Source organism: Streptomyces sp. NRRL S-31 (genome assembly GCF_000718775.1).
Lineage (GTDB): Bacteria > Actinomycetota > Actinomycetes > Streptomycetales > Streptomycetaceae > Streptomyces.
The window spans coordinates 1-16,340 of record NZ_JOCB01000139.1; the positions used below are offsets into that span (position 1 = coordinate 1).

Below are 16,340 nucleotides of genomic sequence, written 5' to 3' on the forward strand. Positions count from 1 at the left end.
CGGACCGGACGGACGCGGACCGGGCGGAGGGGGCCTGGGCGGACGGGAGCCGGGTGGGCGCGGACCGGGTGGAGGGGGTCCGGGTGGGCGCGGACCGGCCGGGAGGGAACCGGGTCGACGCGGACCGGGCGGTGGGGGTCCGGGCGGACGCGGACCAGGCGGACGGGAACCGGGTCGACGCGGACCAGGCGGTGGGGAGCCGGGTGGGCGCGGACCGGCTGGGCGCGGACCGGACGGACGCGGACCGGACGGACGCGGACCGGGCGGAGGGGGCCTGGGCGGACGGGAGCCGGGTGGGCGCGGACCGGGTGGAGGGGGTCCGGGTGGGCGCGGACCGGCGCGGACGCGGACCGGGCGGTGGGGGGCCGGGCGGACGGGAGCCGGACGGACGCGGACCAGGCGGTAGGGAACCGGGCCGACGCGGACCAGGCGGTGGGGAGCCGGGTGGGCGCGGACCGGCTGGGCGCGGACCGGGCGGACGGGAGCCGGGGGGACGCGGACCGGGCCGAGGGGGACCGGCCGGAAGGGAAGCAGGCGGAAGCGGACCGGGCGGACCGGAGCCGGGCGCGGGGGCCGCGGTCGGGCGGCACGGCGCCCGGCGGCGAGCGCGCGGAACGGGAGGGCGGCGCGGAACGGGAGGGCGGCGGGGAAGGGGACGCGACGGCCGTCCGGCCGGACGGCACGGCGCCCGCTCCCGTCCGGCCCGCCCGTCCCCAGTCCCGGCGGCGGCGGTTCGTCCGGGCCGGTGCCGCCGTCCTCGCCCTGCTGCTGCTCCCGCTGCTGACCGCCGAGACGGCCCTGCGGGTCAACTACAGCGGCGATCCGGCGCCCGGCACCCGGACCCGGCACCAGGACGCCCTCTGGCTGGGGCACGCCTGGGTGGACGGCCGGAAGACCGACCGGGACGTCGAGGCCCTCGCCCGGCGGCTGCGGGACACCGGGGTGCGGGACCTGTACGTCCACGCGGGGCCGCTGGAGCACGACGGCACCCTGCCCGCCTCGGCGTACCGCGGGGCCCGCCGGCTGACGGCCGCCGTCCACCGGGAGCTGCCGGACGTCCGGGTCCAGGCATGGCTCGGGGACAAGCTGGCCACCGAGACCCCCGACGGACTGCGCCTCGAACGCCCGGCCACGCGCACGGCGATCCTCGCCTCCACCCGCGCCGTCCTCGACGCCGGTTTCGAGGGCGCGCACTTCGACCTGGAGCCCCTGCACTCCGGCGACCGGGACTACCTCGCCCTCCTCGACGACCTGCGCGACCTCACCCACGCCCGGGGCGCGGTGCTCTCCGTCGCCGCCCACCAGATCGACCCGCTGCCCGGCTTCCACTCCTTCTGGGGCGCGACCACGAACCACCCCAAGTGGTGGTCGCAGGCGTACTTCGGGCAGGTGGCCCGCCGGGTGGACCAGATCGCCGTCATGTCGTACGACACCATGCAGCCGCTGGAGAGCCTGTACGGCGGCTATGTGGCCCAGCAGACCAGCCTCGCCCTGGAGGTCACCCCGGACGGCACCGACCTGCTGATGGGCCTGCCCTTCTACCACGAGAACCGGTTCGGCCATCGGGCGCGCGCCGAGACCGTCCCGGCCGCCGTGCGCGGCGTCCGCCTCGGCCTGTCCCGCACGGACGCCGATCGCCCCCGCTTCGGCGTCGCCCTCTACGTGGACTTCGCGGCCACCGAAGCGGACTGGCGGGCCTACGAGCAGGACTGGGTCGCTACGCCCCGGACCGCCTCCTGATCCTGGAGCCCAGCCACACCAGCGGGTCGTACTTGCGGTCGGCCGCCCGTTCCTTCATCGGGATCAGGGCGTTGTCCGTGATCCGGATGCCCTCGGGGCAGACCTCCGTGCAGCACTTGGTGATGTTGCAGTAGCCGAGGCCGTGGTCGTCCTGGGCCGTGCGGCTCCGGTCCAGGCCGGTGTCGGCGGCGGCGTCCAGCGGGTGCATGTCCAGCTCCGCGATCCGCATCAGGAAGCGCGGACCCGCGAACGCCGTCTTGTTCTCCTCGTGGTCGCGCACCACGTGGCAGGTGTCCTGGCACAGGAAGCACTCGATGCACTTGCGGAACTCCTGCGAGCGGTCCACGTCCTCCTGGAACATGCGGTACTCGCCGGGGCCGAGGCCGGCCGGCGGGACGAAGGCCGGGACCTCGCGCGCCTTCTGGTAGTTGAAGCCGACGTCCGTCACCAGGTCCCGGATCACCGGGAAGGCGCGCAGCGGGGTGATCGTGATCGTCTCCGCGCGGTCGAAGACCGACATGCGGGTCATGCACAGCAGCCGCGGCCGGCCGTTGATCTCCGCCGAGCACGAACCGCACTTGCCCGCCTTGCAGTTCCAGCGCACGGCCAGGTCGGGCGCCTGGGTCGCCTGGAGGCGGTGGACGATGTCCAGGACCACCTCGCCGTCGTTCACCTCGACCCGGAAGTCCTCCAGGCCGCCGCCCCGTTCGTCGCCCCGCCACACCTGGAAGCGGGCCTCGTAGCTGCTCACTCGTACAGCTCCTCTTCGGCGAGGTACTTGACCAGCTCCTCCTTCTCGAAGAGGGCGAGCAGGTCCGGGCGGATGGGGTCGGTGGTCTCGCGGGTGAGGCGGATCTGGCCGCGCGCCGGGTCGGTCACGGCGAGGCTCCCGGCGGGGTCGGCGAGCGCGCAGAGCAGGTTCACGTTGCGCCAGGCGCGGTCCATCGCCGGGCGGTCCTCGCGGGTGTGGCCGCCGCGCGACTCGGTGCGCTCCAGGGCCGATCGGGCCACGCACTCGCTGACCAGCAGCATGTTCCGCAGGTCCAGACAGAGGTGCCAGCCGGGGTTGAACTGGCGGTGGCCCTCCACGCCGGCCCGGCGGGCCCGCACCCGCAGTTCGGCGAGCCGGCGCAGGGCCTGTTCCATCTCGCCCTCGCGGCGGATGATGCCGACGAGGTCGTTCATGGTCTGCTGGAGTTCCTGGTGCAGGGTGTACGGGTTCTCCGCCGGCCCCGCCTCGCCCGCCGTCCCGGCGGAGAAGGGACGCAGCGCCTCCGCCGCGGCCGTGTCGACCTGGGCGTCGTCGACCGGCGGGCGCCGGCCGGTCAGGCCGCGCGCGTACTCGGCCGCGTGCCAGCCCGCCCGGCGGCCGAAGACCAGCAGGTCGGAGAGGGAGTTGCCGCCGAGCCGGTTGGAGCCGTGCATGCCGCCGGCCACCTCACCGGCCGCGTACAGCCCCGGCACCCCGCGCGCCGCCGCGGTGTCGGAGTCGACGGCGACACCGCCCATCACATAGTGGCAGGTCGGGCCGACCTCCATCGCCTCCGCGGTGATGTCGACGTCCGCCAGCTCCTTGAACTGGTGGTACATGGAGGGCAGCCGGCGCCGGATCACCTCGGCCGGCATCCGGGTGGAGACGTCGAGGAAGACCCCGCCGTGCGGTGAGCCGCGGCCCGCCTTCACCTCGGAGTTGATCGCGCGGGCCACCTCGTCGCGGGGGAGCAGTTCCGGCGGGCGGCGGTTGTGGTCCGGGTCCTCGTACCACCGGTCGGCCTCCTCCTCCGACTCGGCGTACTTCTCCTTGAAGACGTCCGGGACGTAGTCGAACATGAACCGCCTGCCGGCGGAGTCGCGCAGCACCCCGCCGTCGCCGCGCACCGACTCGGTGACGAGGATGCCCTTCACCGACGGGGGCCAGACCATGCCGGTCGGGTGGAACTGCACGAACTCCATGTTCAGCAGGGGCGCGCCGGCCAGCAGCGCCAGCGCGTGGCCGTCACCGGTGTACTCCCACGAGTTGGAGGTGACCTTGAAGGACTTGCCGATGCCGCCGGTCGCGAGGACCACGGCGGGTGCCTGGAGGACGAAGAAGCGGCCGGTCTCGCGGTCGTAGCCGAAGACCCCGCACACGCGGTCGCCGTCCTTGAGGACACGGGTGACCGTGCACTCCTGGAGGACCTTCAGCCGGGACTCGTGGTCCCCGGTCTCCCGGAAGTCCTCCTGCTGGAGCGCGACGATCTTCTGCTGGAGGGTGCGGATCAGCTCCAGGCCGGTGCGGTCGCCGACGTGCGCGAGGCGCGGGTACTCATGGCCGCCGAAGTTCCGCTGGGAGATCCGGCCGTCCTTCGTGCGGTCGAACAGCGCGCCCCAGGTCTCCAGCTCCCAGACCCGGTCCGGGGCCTCCCGCGCGTGCAGCTCGGCCATCCGCCACTGGTTCAGGAACTTGCCGCCGCGCAGGGTGTCGCGGAAGTGCACCTGCCAGGTGTCGTGCTCGTTGGCGTTGGCCATCGCCGCCGCGATGCCGCCCTCGGCCATCACCGTGTGCGCCTTGCCGAACAGGGACTTGCAGATCACGGCCGTACGGGCGCCCCGCTCGCGCGCCTCGATCGCGGCGCGCAGCCCGGCGCCGCCGGCACCGACCACGACGACGTCCCACTCCTGCCGGTCGACCACGGACATCAGTCGGTCCTCACTGATCTCTAGAAGAAGCGCGGATCGTCGAAGACGCCCGACGCGACGAGGTAGACGTAGAAGTCGGCGAGCGCCACGCTCAGCAGCGAGGCCCAGGCCAGCTGCATGTGGCGGGCGTTGAGCCGGCCGACGAACCGCCACGCCCGGTAGCGCACGGGGTGTCTGGAGAAGTGCTTGAGCTTGCCGCCGACGATGTGCCGGCAGGAGTGGCAGGAGAGGGTGTACGCCCAGATCAGCACGATGTTGGCGAGGAAGACCAGGGTGCCCAGGCCCATGTGTCCCCACCGGTAGTGCGTGTCCCTGAAGGCCAGCACGGTGTCGTACGTGAGCACGCCGGCCACCAGCAGGGCGGCGTAGAAGAAGTACCGGTGGACGTTCTGGAGGATCAGCGGGAAGCGGGTCTCGCCGGTGTACGTCCGGTGCGGCTCGGCCACCGCGCAGGCGGGCGGGGAGGCCCAGAAGGCGCGGTAGTACGCCTTGCGGTAGTAGTAGCAGGTCAGGCGGAAGCCGAGCGGGAAGATCAGGATGATGACGGCGGGCGAGATGCCCCACCAGCCGCCGAAGAGGTCGGCGTTGGGTCCGGCGCGCATGGTCCGGCAGTTCTCCGCCAGGCACGGCGAGTAGAACGGCGAGACGTACGGCGCGGCGTAGTAGTGGGCGTTGGCGAACGCCCGCCACGTCGAGTAGACGACGAAGGCGAACAGACCGGCCGCGGTGACGGCGGGCGCCAGCCACCAGCGGTCGGTCCGCAGGTGCGGGGCGGCGATCGCGGCGCGTGTGCCGGTGCGTACGCCGCCGCGGCCGGGTCGGGGTTCCGTACCAGTGGCCAAGTCAGCACTCCGGTCGGTAGGGGTTCCTCAGGGGGCGCGGCGGTCGCGGGCGCCCAGGCCCTCGTCGTCCGAGTCCGTCCACAGGGTGATGTCGTAGGGCGCGTCGGAGATGGTGACGAGGTCGGGCCGGGGTGCGGCCGGGGCGGCGGCCTCCCGCAGGAGCGCCACGCTCTCGCGCAGGTGCCGGGCGTCCAGCCGGATGCGGCGTATCTCCAGCCCGTCACTGCCGAGCTGGTGCTCCAGACGGCCCAGCGACCTGCCGAGATCGTCGAGACAACGCTGGACGGCGTTGATGTCGTCGTGCACGGACATGACTTGCCCTCGCTTCCACTGGTCCGGCGGGCCATGGGCGGCAACGTTCATGCGCCTTGGAGTGTTGCGCCTCACACCTGCCTGTGTGAAGGGATGTGCAGCGATTGGCCGGGGCGTACGGGTGCATCGCCCGGGAGGTTGCGCCGCACGGGTGGCCTTGGCGGCCGTCGCCGCCGTGTCGCCCGCTGTTGCCGGATCCTTTCCTCTTCAGTGGCCGCATAGATCTGATCAGCTCCATATACCGCCAAAAGTGATCAGCTCCATATACCGACAAATGTGAGCATAAGGCCCGTGGCTCCCCGGAGGTAGCAGAGATGTCCCACGACGTTCGGCAGCGCCCCGAAGGGTCCCGGCACTCGCGGCTCGGTGGGACGCGTTCGGTCGCCTTCCTCACCGCCGGCGCGCTCGCGGTACCGCTGCTCGCCGGCTGCGGCTCCGACGAGGAGACCAGCAGCCCCCTGGCCGGACAGGACATCGCCCCGGTCGCCCGGGACCTGGTCGCCGACGGAGGCTCGCTGACCTGGGCCGTGGACGCCCTGCCGGAGACGCTGAACACCTACCAGGCCGACGCCGACGCGGGCACCAGCCGGGTCGCCCAGGCCGTGCTGCCCTCGATGTTCCGGCTCGATGCCAACGGCCGCCCGGCGGCGAACCCGGCCTATCTGGAATCGGCCAAGGTCATCGAGACCGAGCCGCGCCAGGTCGTGCTGTACAAGCTCAACCAGCAGGCGGTGTGGAGCGACGGCCGGGAGATCGGCGCCGCCGACTTCCTCGCCCAGTGGCGGGCCCTGTCCGGGAAGAACAGCGCCTACTGGACCGCCCGCAACGCCGGCTACGACCGCATCGAGAAGATCGAGCGCGGGGACAACGACCTCCAGGTCCGGGTCACCTTCTCCCGCCCGTACGCCGACTGGAAGTCGCTGTTCTCCCCGCTGTACCCGAAGGACGTCACGGGCTCCCCGGAGACCTTCAACGACGGCGCCCGCCGCCAGCTGAAGACCACCGCCGGCCCCTTCAAGGTGGAGCGGGTCGACACCGCGAAGAAGGACGTGGTGCTCACCCGGAACGCCCGCTGGTGGGGCAGGCCCGCGAAGCTGGAGGAGATCGTGCTGCACGCCGTCTCCCCGGACAAGCGGGCCGCCGCGCTCGCCGACGGCCAGGCGGACCTGGCCGAGATCGACGCCTCGGACGCCCAGCGGATCGGACTCGCCCACCGCGCGAAGGGCACCGGCACCCCGCTCCAGGGCGGCGGCAGGACGTCGGCGAGGAAACTGCGCGACTGGGCGCTCGCGCACGGCCTGGACGCCGGCCGGGCGCACGAGGACGGCGAGAAGCTCACCGGGGCCATCACCCGTTACCTGGACGAGCAGCAGGCCCTGCGGGACGTCGAGGTCCGCAAGTCCCTGGAGCCCGTCTACACCCAGCTCGCCCTGAACGGCTCCGCCGGCCCCCTGACCGACGAACGGGTCCGCCGGGCCATCGCCCGCGCCCTGGACCGCACCGAGCTGACGCGTCTGGTGCTCACCCCGCTGGGCCTGCCCGCCGTCCCGGTCGGCAGCCACCTCGCCCTGTCCGGGCAGGCCGCCTACGCCGACGGCAGCGGCGCGCTCGGCGCCCAGGACGCCCAGGAGGCGCAGGCGCTGCTCACCGAAGCCGGCTGGGTGCGCGGCGGCCCCCTCAAGGAGGAGAAGAAGAACCAGAAGGCGGCCGGCCCGGAGAAGAGCGACAAGGACGAGTCCGACGGCGGCGACGACGGCGAGTACGTCGTCGGGGAGGACGACAAGGGGCACGGCGACACGGACGGCAAGGGCGGGCCCCAGGAGAGCGCCGACGACCAGGAGAGCGCCGGCCAGCACCTCGCGCAGGAGGGCAAGCACGGTGGCGCTCCCGGCGCGTACGCCCCCAAGGGCACGGCCGCCCCGGCCGCCGCGCCGGCCGGGCCGCTCGCCAAGGACGGCAAGCCGCTCGCGCTGCGCTTCGTGCTGCCCTCCGGCCCCGGCTCGGACACCCTGAACTCGGTCGCCGAGCGGATCTCCGCGATGCTGGAGCAGGTCGGCATCCGCACGACGATCACCAAGGTCTCGGACGAGAGCTACTTCAAGGACCACATCGCCGCCGGCGACTACGACCTCGCCCTGTACTCCTGGCCCTCCTCCGCCTTCCCGGCGACCGACGCCCGGCCCGTCTACGCCAAGCCGCTCCCGGCGGCGGACGGCTCGTTGAACGTCGAGCAGAACTACACCCGGGTCGGTACCGACCAGGTCGACCAGCTCTTCGACGAGGCCGCCACCACCCTGGACGAGGACGAGGCGCGGGGCCTGATCAAGAAGGCCGACTCCCGCATCTGGGCCGCCGCCGGATCGATCCCGCTCTACCAGCGGCCCCAGCTGGTCGGGGTGCGGAAGAACCTGGTCAACGCGGGGGCGTTCGGATTCCAGACACCGGTCTACGAGGACATGGGCTTCCTGAAGAAGGGCGCGAAGATCTCGGCGAGCCCCACCAAGGGCTAGGGGAGGGAGACGGCCCGGCGAGCCCCGGCTGCCGGGGCCACGTACCATGGGGTGAGGCCGTGGCGTGTCCAGCCCGGCAGGGCCCGCGCGACACGGACGTACGCGCAGGGCAATCCACACACCGGGAGTACGCCACACCATGGCCACGCGCCACGACATCCGCAACGTCGCCATCGTCGCCCACGTCGACCACGGCAAGACCACCATCGTCGACGGCATGCTGAAGCAGGCCGGTGCCTTCGCCGCCCATCAGCTCGAGCAGGTCGACGACCGCGTCATGGACTCGAACGACCTGGAGCGTGAGAAGGGCATCACGATCCTCGCCAAGAACACGGCGGTCAAGTACCACCCGAAGGATGGCGGGGAACCGATCACCATCAACATCATCGACACCCCCGGCCACGCCGACTTCGGCGGCGAGGTCGAGCGCGGTCTGTCGATGGTCGACGGCGTCGTGCTGCTGGTGGACGCCTCCGAGGGTCCGCTGCCGCAGACCCGCTTCGTGCTGCGCAAGGCGCTCCAGGCGCGGCTGCCCGTCATCCTGTGCATCAACAAGACGGACCGCCCCGACGCCCGGATCGACGAGGTCGTCAACGAGACCTACGACCTCTTCCTCGACCTGGACGCGGACGAGGAGCAGATCGAGTTCCCGATCGTCTACGCCTGCGGCCGGGACGGCATCGCCTCGCTGACCAAGCCGGACAACGGCACGGTCCCCGCCGACTCCACCAGCCTGGAGCCGTTCTTCTCCACCATCCTGGAGCACATCCCGGCCCCCACGTACGACGAGGAGGCGCCGCTCCAGGCCCACGTCACCAACCTCGACGCGGACAACTTCCTCGGCCGCATCGCGCTGCTCCGTGTCGAGCAGGGCGAGCTGCGCAAGGGTCAGACGGTCGCCTGGATCAAGCGCGACGGCTCGATCAGCAATGTCCGCATCTCCGAGCTGATGATGACCGAGGCGCTCACCCGCAAGCCCGCCGAGGTGGCCGGCCCGGGTGACATCTGCGCCGTCGCCGGTATCCCGGAGATCATGATCGGCGAGACCCTCGCCGACCCGGAGAACCCGATCCCGCTCCCGCTGATCACGGTCGACGAGCCCGCGATCTCCATGGTCATCGGCACCAACACCTCGCCGCTGGTCGGCCGCGGCGGCACCGGCAAGGGCGCCGACGCCAAGTCGGCCGTCAAGGACCGCAAGGTCACCGCCCGCCAGGTCAAGGACCGTCTGGACCGCGAGCTGATCGGCAACGTCTCGCTGCGCGTGCTGGACACCGAGCGTCCGGACGCCTGGGAGGTCCAGGGCCGTGGTGAGCTGGCGCTCGCCATCCTGGTCGAGCAGATGCGCCGCGAGGGCTACGAGCTGACCGTCGGCAAGCCGCAGGTCGTCACCAAGGAGGTCGACGGCAAGGTCCACGAGCCGGTCGAGCGCATGACGATCGACGTGCCCGAGGAGCACATGGGCGCCGTCACGCAGCTCATGGGCGTCCGCAAGGGCCGGATGGACAACATGTCCAACCACGGCTCCGGCTGGGTGCGCATGGAGTTCGTGGTGCCCTCCCGCGGTCTCATCGGCTTCCGTACCGAGTTCCTGACCCAGACCCGCGGCACCGGCATCGGCCACTCCATCCACGAGGGCCACGAGCCCTGGTTCGGCACGCTCCAGACCCGCAACAACGGCTCGCTGGTCGCCGACCGCTCCGGTGCCGTCACCGCGTTCGCGATGACGAACCTCCAGGAGCGCGGCGTGCTGTTCGTGGAGCCGGGCACCGAGGTGTACGAGGGCATGATCGTCGGTGAGAACTCCCGCTCCGACGACATGGACGTCAACATCACCAAGGAGAAGAAGCTCACGAACATGCGGTCCTCGTCGGCCGACTCGTTCGAGGCGATCGTCCCGCCGCGCAAGCTCTCCCTGGAGCAGTCGCTGGAGTTCTGCCGTGACGACGAGTGCGTCGAGGTGACTCCGGAGGCGGTTCGCATCCGCAAGGTCAACCTCGACCAGCGGGAGCGGGCGCGTGCCGCGAGCCGCGCCAAGCACGGCTGATCCACCGCGAATCGAGCCCGGGTGCCCCCATGATGGGGACACCCGGGCTTTTTGCAACCCATTTTCCGGTGGAGGCCGGCCACCCAGGGGCCGTCGGGTGTCCGGATTGCGGAGATCTTCGCCCGATACCCAGGTAACACGTCCGTTTCGCGGTTTTCTCAGGCGAACACTTTGTCCACTTTTTGGAAGTTGTTCGCGTCAGCTGTGACTGAATTGAGATTTACAGACAGTGGTCGGCTCCTGGCTCATGGCAGATAGTTAGCCGCGTAGCGCTCGGGTCAATGGGTCTCGCGCTGTGGGGACAGCGCCGACTCGCGAGCACCAGGGGGTGTCTGGCCTTCCGTCAGGGGTGTCGGAAGGAAGACGGTGACCCCCTCCTGTTGGTGAACATGTGGAGTCATGAGGAGGTACCCCCATGCGCGGTGTCACGACCATCGGGTGGGTCGGTCCGGCACGTCCAGCGGTGTGATTCGGCTGTAGAACTACGCGCGTCCGACTGAGGTCTCGCGCGTTCTCGGAGTACCCGGGCACCTCTCACACCGATACCTGTGAAACGGACGAACCGTGACAAGTCCTATCGACATCGAGGGCGGCGGGGCGTCGGTCGTCGTCGACGGCGCATTACGGCCGGCGGCGGAGGGCGAGGCCGTCGAACTCGCGGGCCGGTCCCCCGGCCGGCTGATGTGGCTGCGTTTCAGGCGCGACCGCACCGGCGTCGTCTGTGCCGTCGTCGTGATCGGCTACTTCCTCGTCGCGCTGCTCGCGCCGCTGCTGGCCAGGCTGCCGGGCACCGATCCGTACACCCTGTACGGCCAGGACCCCACCTACGCCGACAAGCCCGTGCTCGATGAATTCGGGCTTCCGCTCGGCTACTTGGGGGGCGTCTCGGGCGCCCACTGGTTCGGCGTCGAACCGCAGTACGGCCGCGACCTCTACGCCATGCTGCTGTACGGGATGCGCACCTCGCTGTACATGGCGCTCGGCATCACCGTCCTCCTCATGCTCAGCGGTGTGGTGATCGGCCTGATCGGCGGCTACTTCGGCGGGCGCACCGACTACTGGCTCGGCCGTGGCACCGACTTCTTCCTCTCCTTCCCGCAGCAGTTGTTCTTCATCGCCTTCATGCCCGTGGTGACGTCGTTCTTCGTCGATCCGCGCGAGGAGACGCCGACCTACTTCCGTGCCGTGGCCATGCTGATCGTGCTGTGGCTGCTGGGCTGGATGGGCATGGCCCGGCTGGTGCGGTCCACCGTACTGTCCCTGCGCGAGAGGGAGTTCGTGGAGGCCGCCAAGGTCTCCGGCGCCTCGCCGTGGTGGATCGTGCGCAAGGAGATCCTGCCCAACGTCGTCACTCCGATCCTGGTGCAGTTCACGTACCAACTGCCCAGCACCATCCTCAGCATCGCCTTCCTGTCCTTCGCGGGCGTCGGGTTCGTCGAGCCCACCCCCGACTGGGGACGCCTCTTCGCCGCCGGCGCCCGGTACGCCGAGCAGGACCCGGCGTTCATGTTCTTCCCCGGGGTCGCACTGGTGGTCTTCGTCCTGTGCTTCAACCTCCTCGGGGACTCCGTACGGGACGCGTTCGACCCCAAGTCCGGGCGGTAGGTCGTCCGTTGGGTGGGGGGTGACTGCCGCCCCCGCCGGTCCGCGCGGCCGGCGCCCGGCAGAGCTCACGGATTACAACCGACAGGTAGGTGGATTCGCCACATGATGTCTCATCGCGCCCGCGGAGCGCGTGCCGTCGTGATCGCCGTCGCGGCCGGCTCCCTCGCCCTCACGGGCTGCTCGAAGAACGAGGGCGGCAAGTCCGGCAAGGACTCCGGGAAGGACCAGAAGGAGGCGGCGGTCCAGTCGAAGGCGGTCACCTACGTCGACGCCGCGGGATCGACCGGACCGGCCGCCGAGGTGCCCGGCGCCAAGCCCGGCGGCACGATCATCGTGTACCAGGAGCCGGGCCTGTCCCACCTGGACCCCGGCCAGATCTACGTCTCCGACTCCGGCCAGGTCGCCAACCTGCTCTTCCGCCGCCTGACCCAGTTCCAGGAGGACGACAAGGGCGACGTGTCGGTCGTCGGCGACCTCGCCACCGACTCCGGCAAGTCCTCCGACGGCGGCAAGACCTGGACCTTCACCCTGAAGGACGGCATCAAGGACGAGACCGGCCGCGCCATCACCTCGGCCGACGTACGGCACACCGTCGAGCGCACGTACGCCAAGTTCGTCTTCGACGGCCCGACCTACCTCCAGACCTGGCTGAGCGGCACCGACTACCGCAAGGCCCTGCCCGGCGGCGGCTTCGACGGCAAGCACCTGCCGGCCTCGGTGCTCGACACCCCGGACGCCAAGACGGTGGTCTTCCACTTCGACCAGCCGCGGCCGGACCTGCCGCAGACGCTCGCCATGGCCGGCTACGCCGTCGTCCCGGAGAAGGGCGACACCAAGGAGAGGTACGAGAAGAAGCCGGTCGCCACCGGCCCGTACAAGGTCGCCGAGAACAAGATCGGCAAGAGCCTGAAGCTGGTGCGGAACACCCGCTGGGACCCGAAGACCGACTCCGTGCGCCACCAGTACGTCGACGGCTTCGACTTCCAGTTCGGCATCACCGAGTCCACCCAGACCAAGCGGCTGATCGCGGACGAGGGCGACAACAAGAACGCCATCCAGCTGACCGGCGGTGTCGAGGCCACCCAGATCCAGGACGTCATCGGCAACCCGGACGCCAGGAAGCGCACGGTCAAGGGCTACCAGCCGTACGTCATGACGCTCACCTTCAACCTCGACCGGGTCAAGGACAAGAAGGTGCGCGAGGCCGTCACCTACGCGGTCAACTCCAAGTCCCTCATCGCCGGCGAGGGCGGTGCCTACGGCGGTGACGTCGCGCCGAACTACTTCGCGCCGACACTGCCCGGCTACGAGCCGGATTACGACCCCTACGGCCGGCTGAAGTCCCCGCAGGGCGACATCGCCAAGGCCAAGGAGATCGTCAAGGGCCTCCCGGCCGCCGAGAAGAAGCTCGTCTTCGCCTACGCCAACAGCGAGCCCGGACAGAAGCGCAAGGTCGCCATCGAGGACGCGCTGACCAAGGTCGGCTTCGACGTCGTCGCCAAGGAGATCGACGCGGCGAGCTACTACGAGCAGATCGCCAAACTGGACAACCCGTACGACATGTACATCACCGGCTGGGGCCAGGACTGGCCGTCCCCGGGCACGGTCGTCACACCGATCTACGACGGCTCCCAGGTCACCGACGGCTCCGCGAACTACTCGCACGTCAAGGACCCGAAGGTCGACGCCCTCATCAAGAAGGCGCTCACCCAGGAGCCGGCCGAGGCCGCCAAGACCTGGAAGGAAGCGCACCACTACCTGCTGGAGAACGTCATCCCGGCGGCCCCGCTGTGGTACACGAAGCAGTTCCAGCTCTCCGGCTCGCACGTGGGCGGTGCCCGCTACGGCTCGGTGTCCAGCCTCATCGACGTCAACCGGCTGTACCTGAAGTCGTGACCAGCGGCCGGTGACGGGAGCGCGCTCCGCAGCGGGCGCGCTCCCGCCCCCGGGCGCCCCCACCCACCGTCTGTGCAGAGAGCAGCCAGCCCGCCATGGTTCAGTTCATCATCCGGCGCACGGTCGGCGCCTTCGTCACGCTCTTCCTCATCGGGGCGGCGACGTTCTTCCTCTTCGTGGCCGCACCCTCCGACTACGCCTCCCTGGCCTGCGGCAAGGACTGTTCGCCCCAGCGGCTGGCGGACATCCGGGACGCCCTCGGCCTCGACCTGCCCCTCGCGAGGCAGTTCTGGGACTTCATGTCCGGCATCGTCACGGGCCGCGACTTCCCCACCGGTCACTGCCCGGCCCCCTGCCTGGGCCAGTCCTTCTACTCGGGGGACATGGTCTGGAGCACGATCATGGACCGGTTCCCGCTCACCCTCACCCTGGCCGCCGGCGGTGCCGTCGTGTTCCTCGTCGTCGGGGTCGGCGCCGGGATGATCGCCGCCTACCGGCGCGGCACCCTGGTGGACAAGGTCGCCACCGGCGCGTCCATGGTGCTCAGCTCCTTCCAGATCTACTTCCTCGGCCCGGTCGTGCTGACGGTCCTCGTCTACAGCACCGGCTGGATGGAGGACCCGAAGTACGTGCCCCTCACCCGGGACCCGGTCGGCTGGTTCGTCGGGATGTCGATCCCGGTCTGCGTGCTGGCCACGATCTTCACCGCGCAGTACACCCGTATGGCGCGCTCGTCGATGATCGAGCAGCTCGCCGAGGACCATGTGCGCACCGCCCGGGCCAAGGGCATGTCGCGCGGGTACGTCTTCCTGCGCTACGCCTGGCGCGGCTCGCTCATCCCCATCGTCACCGTGCTCGGCATCGACGTCAGCTCCATGCTGGGCGGCGCCGTCGTCACCGAACTGACCTTCTCCCTCCAGGGGATCGGCCGGCTCGCCGTGGACGGCGCGGTCAACAAGGACCTGCCGCTGACGATGGGGGTCATGCTCTTCGGCGCCTTCTTCATCCTGATCATCAACATCGCGACCGACATCACCTACGCGTGGATCGACCCCCGCATCCGGCTCTCCTAGGAAGACCGACCATCGTGACCACAGTGACCAAGGCCGCGGGCGCGCCGGGCCCGGCCGGGCCGGACGGATTCCTCTCGGTGCGCGATCTCCAGGTGACGTTCTCCACCGAGGACGGTCCGGTCAGGGCCGTCGACGGACTCTCCTTCGACCTGCACCGCGGCCGGACCCTGGGCATCGTGGGCGAGTCCGGTTCGGGCAAGTCGGTCACCAACCTGACGATCCTCGGGCTGCACGACCCGCTGTTCACCACGGTCGACGGGGAGATCGTCCTCGACGGCCGCGAACTCGTCACCGCCACCGAGAAGGAACTGGAGCGGCTGCGCGGCAACCGGGTGGCGATGATCTTCCAGGACCCGCTGACCGCGCTGTCGCCCTTCTACACCATCGGCCGGCAGATCGCCGAGCCGTACATGAAGCACACCGGCGCCTCGAAGAAGGCCGCGTGGCGGCGTGCCGTGGAGATGCTCGCCAAGGTCGGCATCCCCCACCCCGAGGAGCGCGCCCGGGACTACCCGCACCAGTTCTCCGGCGGCATGCGCCAGCGCGCGATGATCGCCATGGCGCTGGTCTGCGATCCCGACCTGCTGATCGCCGACGAGCCGACCACCGCGCTGGACGTGACCGTGCAGGCCCAGATCCTGGACCTGCTCAAGGACCTCCAGCGGGAGTTCGGCACGGCGATCGTCTTCATCACCCACGACCTCGGGGTCATCGCCGACATGGCCGACGACATCATGGTCATGTACGCCGGACGCGCGGTAGAGCGCGGCACCGTCGACGAGGTCCTGCACGCGCCCCGGCACCCGTACACCTGGGGCCTGCTGAACTCCATGCCCCGGCTGGACTCCGACCTCGGCAACCCGCTCTCGCCCATCCCGGGCGCGCCGCCGAGCCTGCTCACCCCGCCGTCCGGCTGCCGTTTCCACCCGCGGTGCGCCTTCCGGGACCGGGTCCAAGGCGACCGCTGTGTCACCGAGCGCCCCGCGCTGGCACCGGACCGCTCCTCGGCGTGCCACCTCAAAGCGGAGCAGAAACGCACCATCTTCGACGAAGAGATCAGGCCCCGACTGGGCTGAGAGGACGCACCGTCATGACAGAGGACCTGGTCCTTCCCGCCGCCGGTGAGGCCGGTGACCACGCGCCGCCGGAACCGCTGCTGACGGTCTCGGGGCTGGTCAAGCACTTCCCGGTCAAGGGCGGCTTCCCGATCAGGCGGACGGTCGGCGCCGTACAGGCCGTCGACGGGCTGGACCTGACCGTGCACGCGGGGGAGAGCTTCGGCCTGGTCGGCGAGTCCGGCTGCGGCAAGTCGACCACCGGCCGGCTGATCACCCGGCTGCTGGAGCCCACGGCCGGCACGATCACCTACCGCGGCCGGGACATCAGCCACGCGACGCGCAAACAGCTCGCCCCGGTCCGGTCCGAGATCCAGATGATCTTCCAGGACCCGTACGCGTCGCTGAACCCGCGGCACACGGTCGGCAGGATCATCTCCAGCCCGATGGAGATCAACGGCATCGCCCCGCCGGGCGGCCGGGAGAAGCGCGTCCGGGAACTGCTGGAGATCGTCGGTCTCAACCCCGAGCACTACAACCGGTTCCCGCACGAGTTCTCCGGCGGCCAGCGCCAGCGCATC

The 16,340-nt window shown here is 70.7% G+C and carries 12 protein-coding genes; 8 read left to right on the forward strand and 4 right to left on the reverse strand.

Features of this window, described 5'->3' with window-relative positions:
- Positions 1–432: 432 nt before the first annotated feature.
- Entirely contained in the window at positions 433–1,740 is a 1,308-nt protein-coding gene (locus IF37_RS0135610) for a hypothetical protein (protein ID WP_253915941.1), read from the forward strand.
- On the opposite strand, the gene IF37_RS0135615 is transcribed toward IF37_RS0135610, so the two are convergent.
- The 4 genes from IF37_RS0135615 to IF37_RS0135630 are packed head-to-tail and all read right to left on the reverse strand — an operon-like array spanning position 1,718 to position 5,573.
- Positions 1,718–2,491, reverse strand: a complete 774-nt coding sequence (locus IF37_RS0135615) for a succinate dehydrogenase/fumarate reductase iron-sulfur subunit (protein ID WP_030752777.1) — start codon at positions 2,489–2,491, stop codon at positions 1,718–1,720. The genes IF37_RS0135610 and IF37_RS0135615 overlap by 23 nt on opposite strands.
- Complete coding sequence (locus tag IF37_RS0135620) at positions 2,488–4,419, reverse strand: fumarate reductase/succinate dehydrogenase flavoprotein subunit (protein ID WP_030752781.1); 1,932 nt, start codon at positions 4,417–4,419, stop codon at positions 2,488–2,490. Before IF37_RS0135620 ends, IF37_RS0135615 begins: the two co-directional genes overlap by 4 nt.
- Before the next feature lie 20 nt (positions 4,420–4,439).
- A complete protein-coding gene (locus IF37_RS0135625; protein WP_030752784.1) occupies positions 4,440–5,261 on the reverse strand; it encodes a hypothetical protein in 822 nt (273 codons plus the stop codon).
- 27 nt (positions 5,262–5,288) lie between these two features.
- On the reverse strand, positions 5,289–5,573 hold the full coding sequence (locus tag IF37_RS0135630; RefSeq protein WP_030752787.1) for a hypothetical protein: 285 nt from the start codon (positions 5,571–5,573) through the stop codon (positions 5,289–5,291).
- Between the two features lie 314 nt (positions 5,574–5,887).
- Here IF37_RS0135630 and IF37_RS0135635 point away from each other — a divergent pair, with 314 nt between their 5' ends.
- The 7 genes from IF37_RS0135635 to IF37_RS0135665 form a co-directional block, all read left to right on the forward strand.
- On the forward strand, positions 5,888–8,083 hold the full coding sequence (locus IF37_RS0135635) for an ABC transporter family substrate-binding protein (RefSeq protein ID WP_030752790.1): 2,196 nt from the start codon (positions 5,888–5,890) through the stop codon (positions 8,081–8,083).
- Positions 8,084–8,222: 139 nt separating this feature from the next.
- Complete coding sequence (typA, locus tag IF37_RS0135640; RefSeq protein ID WP_030752792.1) at positions 8,223–10,130, forward strand: translational GTPase TypA; 1,908 nt, start codon at positions 8,223–8,225, stop codon at positions 10,128–10,130.
- Positions 10,131–10,694: 564 nt separating this feature from the next.
- Complete coding sequence (locus tag IF37_RS0135645) at positions 10,695–11,735, forward strand: ABC transporter permease (RefSeq protein ID WP_030752795.1); 1,041 nt, start codon at positions 10,695–10,697, stop codon at positions 11,733–11,735.
- Between the two features lie 102 nt (positions 11,736–11,837).
- On the forward strand, positions 11,838–13,631 hold the full coding sequence (locus IF37_RS0135650) for an ABC transporter substrate-binding protein (protein ID WP_030752799.1): 1,794 nt from the start codon (positions 11,838–11,840) through the stop codon (positions 13,629–13,631).
- 95 nt (positions 13,632–13,726) lie between these two features.
- The gene (locus IF37_RS0135655) at positions 13,727–14,704 is read left to right on the forward strand and encodes an ABC transporter permease (protein WP_030752804.1); all 978 of its coding nucleotides are present in this window, start codon (positions 13,727–13,729) and stop codon (positions 14,702–14,704) included.
- 14 nt (positions 14,705–14,718) lie between these two features.
- Positions 14,719–15,780 carry an ABC transporter ATP-binding protein gene (locus tag IF37_RS0135660; RefSeq protein WP_030752807.1) on the forward strand — a complete coding sequence of 354 codons (1,062 nt, stop codon included), beginning with the start codon at positions 14,719–14,721 and terminating at the stop codon, positions 15,778–15,780.
- A 14-nt stretch (positions 15,781–15,794) separates the two neighbouring features.
- Positions 15,795–16,340: dipeptide/oligopeptide/nickel ABC transporter ATP-binding protein (locus IF37_RS0135665; protein WP_037857914.1), on the forward strand; the 546-nt coding region annotated here is incomplete at its 3' end.